The following is a 10,016-nucleotide window of genomic DNA, read 5'->3' on the forward strand; positions in this document are numbered from 1 at the left end:
TGCAACATTTTCTTTCGTCAAGCCCGCTTTGGAGCTTGACTTTTTATTTGCAGGCTTAAAAAAGAATCCCATGATTAAGGTTATCACCTGTGTATGTAAAAGTTGCGGACACACGTTCGAGCTTTCCTTAACCGTGTAGAGAGCAAAGTACATAGTACATGAGCCGATTAACTGTCGCAATGACGGTTGATCGGCTCTTTTTGTTTTTGATCCGAATATGGGACGGCCCGGCATAGAAAAAGCTGGGAGGGGTGGGAAGTGGGATATATGCCGCAAAGGGTGCACGAGCCGGATGCGGTACATTGAACGTGTTGCAGAAACTTGCGAAGCCTGCGACCCGCCTAAAGGGAGTCACCAACGGGCGTAAAACAGTGGGGTAACCGTGCGAACCGGTACGAACAAAACCAGCCGTGAGGTTTCAAAAGGCGGGTGCCTGCATCGGCCTTGTTTTTAGGAGCGGCATTTAGACATAACCGTGTGGCGGAATAGGTAGACGCTAAACGTAAAACTGCAAGACCAAGCGCTGGTTATGAGCGGTAATGGGTTCCACCGCCAAACGACGGAACAGCCCGACTGAAAATTGGTCATGGTAAGGGCCAGAATCCTGCTATGCCGGTTGCGCTATGAAGTCATGGACGATCCGAAATGCAGTTATGCAGGGTGCAAATCCCTGCCACGGTTAAACATCCTGTCCAATCGAAGGCTTGCGTGCCACGCGGGGTATTCGTAGGTTGGATGGGGTAAAGACCGCCGGAGAACGCGAGGTGCTATGCGCAGCACGGAAACGTGTGGAAGTCGCGCCGGGGTTAAAGTACCCAATGAACCGTATACTCCCAGCCAGTATGCGGGGAGGGCCACACAAGGTTGTGCGTGATCCTGTGCTGGAGTTAAAACGCAAAAGGAGAGCTCCTGCCTGAGTGGAGACCTAAAAAAGCGGAGAGCCTCTGCCGTATAGTGAGGCGAGTTAACTCTCCCGCGCCGAGGCCAACCCAACAATCCGGGTAATGCGTGTAGACGCGGGATATATACAAAGCCGGGGCAATTCCCGGCGACACGAAAGCAAAGAATCGGCGGAACCTGTGCAGAGGCGCAGAAGCCGCGCCCATGTTTGATTCATGGGGCTTTCGCCAGAATAGCGGATTCTGTCTACGGACGAATGCGGGATGAAAACCCCCGCGCTGGGTAATTCCCGGCAAAAAAATGAATTGGGCGGCAGACGTGTCGCTGGGGGCATGGAGGAGGGCGTCCATGTGCGCTGTGTTTTTTACAAGGTGGGCGGGCACGGCATTTAAATCTTTAGGAGATGGGATGAATGAAAAAGAAAGACGCTGTACTGCTGACAGTGCCCGGCCCGTCCTTTGAAATTGCTCCCCAAAAATCCGAGGCGTTTTTTGCGGACAGCGACCGCAGCGCAGTTAAGAGATGTTTGGACAGAGCAAACACAACGAGAAACAGTGGATCTATCGAGACACGCGGGGAACAGTAGCCCAGCAGCACAAATGAGCGCGGTAGCGTTTGTGTTGTGCCGTAGCTCGTACCTACGGCCCCGCTCCACCCGCATACATTTGCAGCCTCCTTTCACCCGCTGGCATACCGGGTAAAGTATGCCCTAACTCCTAAAATAAGGAGCGGAAAAAATGAAGTTCGGACTGGAAACACTGGAACAAGAGCGGGTGCGTATCTTACGCGAGCGCATAGAGCTGCACGAACGGCTAATCCACAAGACCGGGAAGAAGCGCAGGGAGGCAAAAGCGGAGTTGGAGGATCTTAATGCACAGTATGAGGCGATATGTAGGGAGATAAGTCTATTGAAGGGGTGATTTTGTGGGAGAAAAAAAGAATAGCGCCATGAAAATAACCCCAAATCAAGAACGGTTTATAGAGCTGCTCATAGAGGGAAAAAGCCAGCGCGAAGCATATAGAACGGCTTACCCGAATTGTAAAAGCAGTGACAAGACGGTGGACGAAACCGCAAGTAAGCTGCTCGCGCAACCCAAGGTATACGCAAGGTATGAAGAATTGCGATCCAGGCTGGTACAAGAGGCGGAGGACGAATGTATTGTGACAGCCAAGGACGTGCTGCGGGAACTGGCGGCGGTGGCAATGGCAAATGGATCTGATTTTGCGCAGGTGATTGAACGGGAGTATTTAACCGATGTGATAGGCGATGACGGAGAAACACATCAGGAGGTACGAGCCTATAAGACAGTTGAGGTGTTCGAGACAAAAAACATCCCAGAAGAACGTCGGGCCGCTATTGCCGGATATGAACAAACCAGAGAGGGGCTAAAAGTTAAGACCCATGATAAGGTCAAGGCGTTGGAGCTGCTGGGGCGGTACTTTAAGTTGTTCACTGATAAGACCGAGCTTTCCGGGAAAGACGGAGGAGATATTAAAATCGCCCTGTCGGATGAGGTGAAGGATTATGCCGGTTAAGCTGATCGAGCCGCCCAACGATAAGCAAAAAGAATTCTTCCTTGCCCGTAGCCGCTTTGTGGCCTATGGTGGATCGCGCGGAGGCGGCAAATCCTGGGCCACACGCAAAAAAGCAATCCTCATGGCGGTAAACTATCCGGGCATCCGCATGCTGCTCTTGCGGCGGACCTTCCCGGAGCTGAGGGAAAACCACATTCTGCCGCTCATGACCGACCTTGCAGGGATCGCGCAGTATAAAGAGAGCGAAAAGGCGTTCATCTTCCCCAACGGTTCCCGTTTGCGGTTTGGCTACTGCGACGGCGAAGCGGATGTGCTGCAATACCAGGGACAGGAATTTGACGTTATCTTCATCGACGAAGCGACGCAGTTCACCAAGTTCCAATACGACACCCTGACGGCCTGCCTGCGCGGTGCAAACCCTTTCCCGAAGCGGATGTATCTCACCTGCAATCCGGGCGGCGTAGGGCATGAATGGGTCAAACGCCTGTTTATCACCAAACGGTACGAAAACGGCGAGAACCCGGAGGATTACACCTTTATTGCGGCAAGAGTATACGACAATAAGGCCCTCATCGAGCAGGACACCGGCTATGTGAGGATGCTGGAGAACTTGCCGGAGGATCTCAGACGCGCATGGCTGGATGGCGACTGGAATGTCTTTGCCGGGCAGTATTTCAGCGAGTGGAGCGAGAAAACACACGTCATGGAGCCTTTCCCGATCCCGGCACACTGGCGGCGGTACTTCGCAATGGACTACGGGCTGGATATGCTGGCGGGATACTGGATCGCGGTGGATACAACCGGGCGGGCCTATGTATACCGTGAAATATACGAATCCGGCCTGATTATCTCTGAGGCGGCGAAGAAAATCATGGCCGCCACGAATGAAAAGATCGATACCTATCTCGCGCCGCCCGACCTGTGGAACAGGCGGCAGGACACAGGAAAGAGCGTTGCGGATATTTTTGCGGAATACGGAATCTATCTTGTAAAGGCCAAGAATGACCGCGTACAGGGCTGGTACAACCTGAAAGAGTGGTTAAAGCCAACCATAGACGAAACCGGGGCAGAGGCCGCAAACCTTCGGGTATTCCACAACTGTGAACACCTGATAGAATCGATACCAGCCTTGCAGTTTGACAAAAAGAACCCGAACGACTGCGCGAACGAGCCGCACGAATTCACCCACGGGCCGGATGCGATCCGGTACTTTGTCGCGGGAAGGCCAATTCCTACTTTAATTCCAGCAACAAAGGACGAGGACGCGCCGCCCGAGTACGAAGAGCAGATAGACGAATTCTTAGGATTTGGAGGGTAATATGCTGCATTGGTTTAGAGAGTTCCGGGAGCTGAAAGAACGGGTTGACCGGCTGGAAGAAAAGCCGCCGGTAAAAACGGGCAAGCCCACGAAGGAAGAACAGCTCATGAACATGTGGGAGTACGACGGCAGGCCGCAGGAGGGAGCACATGAAGATTAAGACGGAGCCGCAGGAAATATGGGCGGAGTATGAAAAGGCCGTATCCTACAATCAGGAAATCAACCTGTATGAGACGGTGCGGCAGAATGAGGATTTCTTCATCGGGAACCAGTGGAAAGGTGTAAATGCTCCTGACCTGGACAAGCCGGTTATCAATATCTTAAAGCGCGTGGTCAGTTACTTTATTGCAACCATCGTGTCGGATGATGTTGCGGCGCAGGTGTCTTTATTCTCCGGTACGGCAGATGAGAAAACCGACATTGCGCTGAAAATTATTTCCTCCAGTTTAGATGAGATCAAGGAACTGGCAAAGCTCAACTCGAAAAACCGTGACGCGATCCGCAACGCAGCCGTAGACGGCGACGCTTGCATGTATTTTTACTTCGATGCGGGCGAACAGCTCGGGGATATGGCAATGGGACGCATTGAGGCGGAGGAAATCGACAACACGAACATCCTGTTCGGTAATCCGCAGCTCTGCGACGTGCAGAAGCAGCCCTATATCATGCTGGTAATGCGCAAGACGGTAGAATCCGTCAAGGAGGAAGCCAAAGCAAATGGCGTGAGCAAGGACAATATCGAGCAGATTCTCGCGGACGACGACCCGAACGGAATAAACCGCGAGAACGAGACAGGAAAGGTCACGGTGCTTATCAAGTTCTGGAAGCAGGACAACACCGTATGGTGGACAAAGGCCACACAAAACGTTGTCATAAAGAAACCGGTTAATACCGGGTATAAGCTCTATCCCATCACCTATTTTTCTTGGGACAAGATCAAGAACTGTTACCACGGGCAAAGCTGCATCACTGGACTAATCCCGAACCAGATTTTCATAAACAAGCTCTTTGCTATGAGCATGGAGCATGTCAAGAAGATGGCATTCCCAAAGATTGCTTATAACCGGCAGATGATTCCGACAGGATGGTCAAACAAAGTCGGGCAGGCAATCCCGGTCGAAGGAAACCCAAACGAGGCGGTATCAAGGGAGATCGGCGGCGCGGACATGTCAAGCCAGGTGGTCATGCTGATTGAAAAGATCATCGACTATACGCGGGACACAATGGGTGCGTCTGACGCGGCGCTGGGAAACATCAGGCCTGACAACACGAGCGCGATTATCGCGGTGCAAAAGTCCTCACAAGTGCCTTTGGAGCTGCAAAGGATGGCCTTCTATCAGTTTGTAGAGGATTATTACCGGATCTTTCTGGACATGATGCGGGTCAACTACGGCGTGCGGCAGGTAAATTTCAGCGATGCGAACGGAGACGCGCAGACGGCGATTTTTGATTTCTCACAGCTTAACGATTTGTTCTTAAAGCTCAATGTGGATGTAGGCGCGTCGTCATACTGGTCGGAGCTGGCGCAGGTATCGACCATTGACAACCTTTTCTCGCAGGGAATCATCCAGGACGCGGTATTATATCTGGAATCCATCCCTGATGGGTATATCAAAAACAAGCAGAAACTCATTTCCGAGCTTAAGGGAAGGGAGGCCATGCAGAATGGATTTTTGCCCGAAATGCCATATAGCGACAGACCCGAAGCAGGTGGCGGACAAGCTGGTATTCCAATGCCGCAACCCCCAATGTGAGCTGTACGGGAAAGTAGTCGGAGAACAGGAGGCGGAGGAATCCGCTGACTGAACAGATAGAAACATCAGCCGCCGAAGCGGGGACACCAACCGTAAAGCGGCGCATGACCGGGGACACCAACCGGAAGGAGATTATTTATGAACGAAGAGATCATGGAAGCGATGGAAGAAACCAATCCATCTGAGTTGGACGATATTTTTGAAGAAGCTGAACCGGCAGAGGAAGAAACCAATCCAGAGCCGGAAAATCCGCAGCAGGAGGAACCGGAACAACCGGTTTACACCCTGAAACATTTAGGCCAGGAAGTGCAGATGGGGCTTGACGACCTCATTATGAATGCGCAGAAGGGCCTTGACTATGACCATGTACGGCAGGAATACGACCGGATGCGAAACGCACCGGAATTTCAGATCCTCGACCGCTACGCACAGCAGGCGGGCATGACCCGCGAACAGTATGTGCAGGAACTCATGCGCCAGGAACAGGAGGCCCGCGTGCAGCAGGAAGTGGGCCGGGGTGTGCCGGAGGATGTCGCAAGGCGGCTATTGCAGCTCGAGCAGGACAAACGGCAGCGGGAGGCAATGGAGGCGCAGCAGCGCAGACAGCAGGAGCAGAGGCAGGCCTTTGTTGAGCTTGCGCGGGAGTATCCCGGTATCAAGGAGTTCCCGCCTGAGGTCATCCAAGCCGTTGCAAAAGGTGAAAAGCCGCTATCGGCGTACCGCGCATGGGAAAATAAACAGCTTCGTCAGAAAATCGCCATGTTTGAGCAGAACCAGAAGAACAAAGAGACTTCACCGGGAAGCGCAACAGGCGAACTTTCAGAAGATGACCCTGACGGGTTTATGGACGCTTTTTCGAGCGTATTTAGATAAGCCCTTTGCTTTCCGGTAAAACGGAAAGGACGAATTAATATGGCAATCAATCTACATACCAAGTATTCCTCTAAGATCGCTACCGTCTTTAAAAGTGAATCCCTCATTGATGGAAAACTGAACGACGAATACAGCTTTTCGGGCGTTCGCACCGTCAAGATCAGCACCCCGCAGACCGTCCCGCTTGTGGACTACACCCGCAGCGGAACCAGCCGGTACGGCACCCCCACCGAGATCCAGGACACCGTGCAGGAAATGACCATGACGCAGGATAAATCCTTCTCGCTGACGGTCGATAAGGGCAATAACAAGGATCAGCAGGGCATCAAGGCGGCGGGCCGGATGCTGGGGCTTGAAATCAAGGAACAGGTTGTCCCGATGAAGGACAAATACACCTTTGAACGGCTGGCGCAGCTCGCGGGCAAGATCGTCGGAAACGGGACGGCGCTTTCCAAATCGAACGTTTGCGACCGGATTTCCGACGCGGTACAGTATCTCGACGACAAGGAGGTCCCGCAGGATGGGCGCACCCTCTACATGCCGGTCGAAACTTACAAGTATCTGAAACACTCGGATGAGTTTCTCGCAGTTGACAAGCTCGCGGAGAAGGCGCTTGCAAAGGGTGTTGTGGGCGAATACGACAACATGAAGGTCGTGAAAGTCCCGGCAGGCAGATGGCCCGCGAACGTGAACTTCATGATCGTTTACAAGAACTCCGCGACTGCCCCGGCGAAGATCGCGGAAACCAAACTCCACCAGGACCCGCCCGGAATCTCCGGCAACCTGATGGAAGGCCGCTTCTACTATGACGTGTTCGTGATCGGCGCAAAGGCGGATGGCATCTATGTGGAGGTCAACACTGCTTCGAGCGCGGGCACTGTGCTTGCAGCCCCGACCATTGCGGCGGCGACCGGCGCGATCACTCCGCCTTCCGGCGCGACCGTAAAATTCACCACCGACGGCACCGACCCGCGCTACAGCGAGACCGCAAAAATCGGAACTGCAGCGGGCACAGGCGCTGGAACCGTTGTAAAGGCTTATGCCTACAAAGACGGCGCGTATCCTTCCGAGGTTGCGACCGTCACCTTAACAGCTTAATCACAGGCGCACCGGGAAACCAACGGGGCGGGGATATGCGTCCCCGTCCCGTTTTTTAAAGGAGTGAGCACATGACCGCAGAGGATGTATATAAGGCGGCATTGGCCCTGATTTTTGAGGATGAACAGACGGCGGGGGACTATAAAACATTCTCCCCCGCGTTAATCAATCTGCTTTTGCCAGGGCTTTTCAGCGTGAACAATTCCATTCGTGAGGTGCGCGGGAAGGAACCGCTCACAGAACTGCCGAGGGTCAGCGCATTCACCGATGAAATCCCTTATGAGGATGATCTTGTAATCGGGGCAATGCCCTACGGGCTGGCGGAAAAACTGGTCTATGACGATATGGACATGGATAAGGTCGGATACTTCAACAGCCAGTACGTGAATGCTGTAAACGCTTTAACACAGGTGAAACCACAAGACATAGAGGATGTGTACGCATGAAGCCGGTACGGATTGCAGGCGGATCTCCAAAGATCTATTTAACGAAATACACAAAGCTCAAAGGCGTGGATATGTCCACCGACCCGTCGCAGATCGGGGAGGACAAAAGCCCGTGGTGCCCAAATCTTATAAGCGACAACGGAGGGAACCCAGAAAAGCGGCTGGGGTGGCGGACGCTCTTTCAGCTTGAAGCGCCGGTAAATGGCCTTTGGTGCGTAAAGCTGAAGCAACAGCTCTATTATTTTGCGCATGGGGCCTCCAAGCTCTACCTGTGGAAGCCGGGAGAAAACCCGCAGGTGATCCGGGAGAACATCCATAACGCAAAATCTACCGCTTTTACAATGGCAGGGAAGATGTGGTTCCTCACCGGCGCGGAATATCTGGTTTACGGGGAATTCGACAACCCGGATTATGTAAAGCCCGCAGAAGGGGAAACAACCGACGTGCCGGAAAAAACCATGCAGCTCAAAGACGTGGTGGACGTGGCATTTGTCCCAACCACGGTAATTGGGCGTGCCCCTACGGGCGGCGGCGTGCCTTACGAGGCGATCAACCTGCTTTCCGGCAAACAGATCAACCGCTTTCTAACAACCTCGGAAAAGACCTATCAGCTTTCGGCTACGGACATTAAGAGCGTGGACGAAGTGAAGCTAAATGAGGTTAAGAAAACCGAAACTACAGACTACACAGTAGACCTTAAAAAAGGCACAATCACCTTCAAGGCGACCATGCCAAGCCCGCTGGTGGATGGTGCGGACAACCTCTATGTGACCTTCACAAAAGAGTACAAGGACTATGCCGACCGAGTGAAGAAGTGCACCATAGCGGCGGGATACGGCGTGGGAACGAACGACCGGGTGTTTATTTCCGGCAATCCCGATATGCGCAATACCGACTGGTACAGCGGTCTCAACGACCCTTCTTACTTTGGTGACACTACCTACGCGAACGTAGGCGGCGAAAGCACCGCGATTATGGGATATCTCCGGCTGGGTGAATATCTGGCGGTGGTCAAAGAGGAAAACCAGCAGGACAGCACCGTCTATATGCGCTCTGCGCAGCTCGATTCCAACGGCGGCGTACAGTTTCCGCTTAAACAGGGGGTTGCGGGTGTTGGGGCAATCGCAAGAGGCTGTTTTGCAACCCTGAAAGACGAACCGTTATTCCTTGCCCGTACAGGCGTATACGCGGTCACTTCGAATCTCATCACCTACGAACGGACGCTAAAAAACCGCAGTTACTTTGTAGACGCTGTGCTGAGAAAGGAACCGGACCTGCAAAACGCGGTGGCAACTGAATGGAATGGCTATTATGTGCTGGTGGTGAATGGGAATGCCTATCTTTTGGATGCGAACAGCAGAAAGGAGCAGGTCAACCAGTACACGGGGGATTATGCGTATCGGTGCTATCACTGGACGAACATCCCGGCGGTGGTGATTATGGAACACGACGGGGAACTGTTCTTCGGGACGAACGACGGGAGAATCTGCAAATTCAACACCGACATTGAACTTATGACCCGGTATAACGATGACAACGCGCCGGTGGTAGCTGAATGGGCAACCAAGTTTGACGACGACGGGGATTTCACCGTCAGAAAGACGATGGTCAAAAAGGGCAGCGGCGTTCTCATCAAGCCCAGCAAGCGTTCTTCCGTCAAGGTCACAGCGCGAACCGAAAAGGATTTCGGGCGGGAGATCAAGTATGCCACAATGGATATTTTCGATTGGGACGAGATCGACTTTAACCGCTTTACCTTCAACACCATCGACACCCCGCAGGTGGTGCCATTCAACACGAAGATCAAAAAGTATATCATGCTGCAAATCATCGTGCGAAACGACGCTTTGAGCGAAGGATTCGGGATCTATGGCATTGAAAAGCGGTACACCATTGGGAATTACGTGAAATAGAGGTGAGATTTTGAGCGCGTTAACGGATTTGAAATTTACGGATGCTGATTTCGAGAATCAGAACGTGAAGGCATTACCGGATACAATTAATAATCAGGCCGCGTGGCTGAAAGCCCGCTTTGACAACGTGGCGGAAAACGTCATTGCCAAGGGCAAGATAAACGACTTGATAACCCTG

10 protein-coding genes are annotated in these 10,016 nt (G+C 52.8%); all 10 read left to right on the forward strand.

Annotated features, from left to right (window positions below; all coding sequences use genetic code 11):
* Nucleotides 1-1,312 precede the first annotated feature (1,312 nt).
* Nucleotides 1,313-1,486: a hypothetical protein gene (locus tag DWV16_RS19215; RefSeq protein WP_158572978.1), complete on the forward strand. Its 174-nt coding sequence runs from the start codon at nt 1,313-1,315 to the stop codon at nt 1,484-1,486.
* Nucleotides 1,487-1,637: 151 nt separating this feature from the next.
* Nucleotides 1,638-1,820, forward strand: a complete 183-nt coding sequence (locus DWV16_RS18370) for a hypothetical protein (RefSeq protein ID WP_118480892.1) — start codon at nt 1,638-1,640, stop codon at nt 1,818-1,820.
* 4 nt (nt 1,821-1,824) lie between these two features.
* On the forward strand, nt 1,825-2,436 hold the full coding sequence (locus DWV16_RS18375; protein ID WP_079988341.1) for a terminase small subunit: 612 nt from the start codon (nt 1,825-1,827) through the stop codon (nt 2,434-2,436).
* On the forward strand, nt 2,426-3,754 hold the full coding sequence (locus DWV16_RS18380; protein ID WP_118480894.1) for a phage terminase large subunit: 1,329 nt from the start codon (nt 2,426-2,428) through the stop codon (nt 3,752-3,754). The genes DWV16_RS18375 and DWV16_RS18380 overlap by 11 nt, the downstream gene beginning before the upstream one ends.
* Nucleotide 3,755: 1 nt before the next feature.
* Complete coding sequence (locus DWV16_RS19220) at nt 3,756-3,914, forward strand: hypothetical protein (RefSeq protein WP_154018918.1); 159 nt, start codon at nt 3,756-3,758, stop codon at nt 3,912-3,914.
* Entirely contained in the window at nt 3,904-5,508 is a 1,605-nt protein-coding gene (locus tag DWV16_RS18385) for a hypothetical protein (protein WP_118480896.1), read from the forward strand. Before DWV16_RS19220 ends, DWV16_RS18385 begins: the two co-directional genes overlap by 11 nt.
* 138 nt (nt 5,509-5,646) lie before the next feature.
* On the forward strand, nt 5,647-6,381 hold the full coding sequence (locus DWV16_RS18390) for a hypothetical protein (protein WP_118480898.1): 735 nt from the start codon (nt 5,647-5,649) through the stop codon (nt 6,379-6,381).
* Between the two features lie 39 nt (nt 6,382-6,420).
* Nucleotides 6,421-7,479, forward strand: a complete 1,059-nt coding sequence (locus DWV16_RS18395) for a chitobiase/beta-hexosaminidase C-terminal domain-containing protein (RefSeq protein ID WP_066460202.1) — start codon at nt 6,421-6,423, stop codon at nt 7,477-7,479.
* 71 nt (nt 7,480-7,550) lie between these two features.
* Nucleotides 7,551-7,925, forward strand: a complete 375-nt coding sequence (locus tag DWV16_RS18400) for a hypothetical protein (RefSeq protein ID WP_118480900.1) — start codon at nt 7,551-7,553, stop codon at nt 7,923-7,925.
* Nucleotides 7,922-9,838 (forward strand): hypothetical protein, encoded by a 1,917-nt coding sequence (locus tag DWV16_RS18405; RefSeq protein ID WP_066460199.1) that lies wholly within the window; start codon nt 7,922-7,924, stop codon nt 9,836-9,838. Before DWV16_RS18400 ends, DWV16_RS18405 begins: the two co-directional genes overlap by 4 nt.
* Nucleotides 9,839-10,016: the final 178 nt, after the last annotated feature.

The organism is Anaerotruncus sp. AF02-27 (assembly GCF_003465835.1).
GTDB lineage: Bacteria > Bacillota > Clostridia > Oscillospirales > Ruminococcaceae > Anaerotruncus > Anaerotruncus rubiinfantis.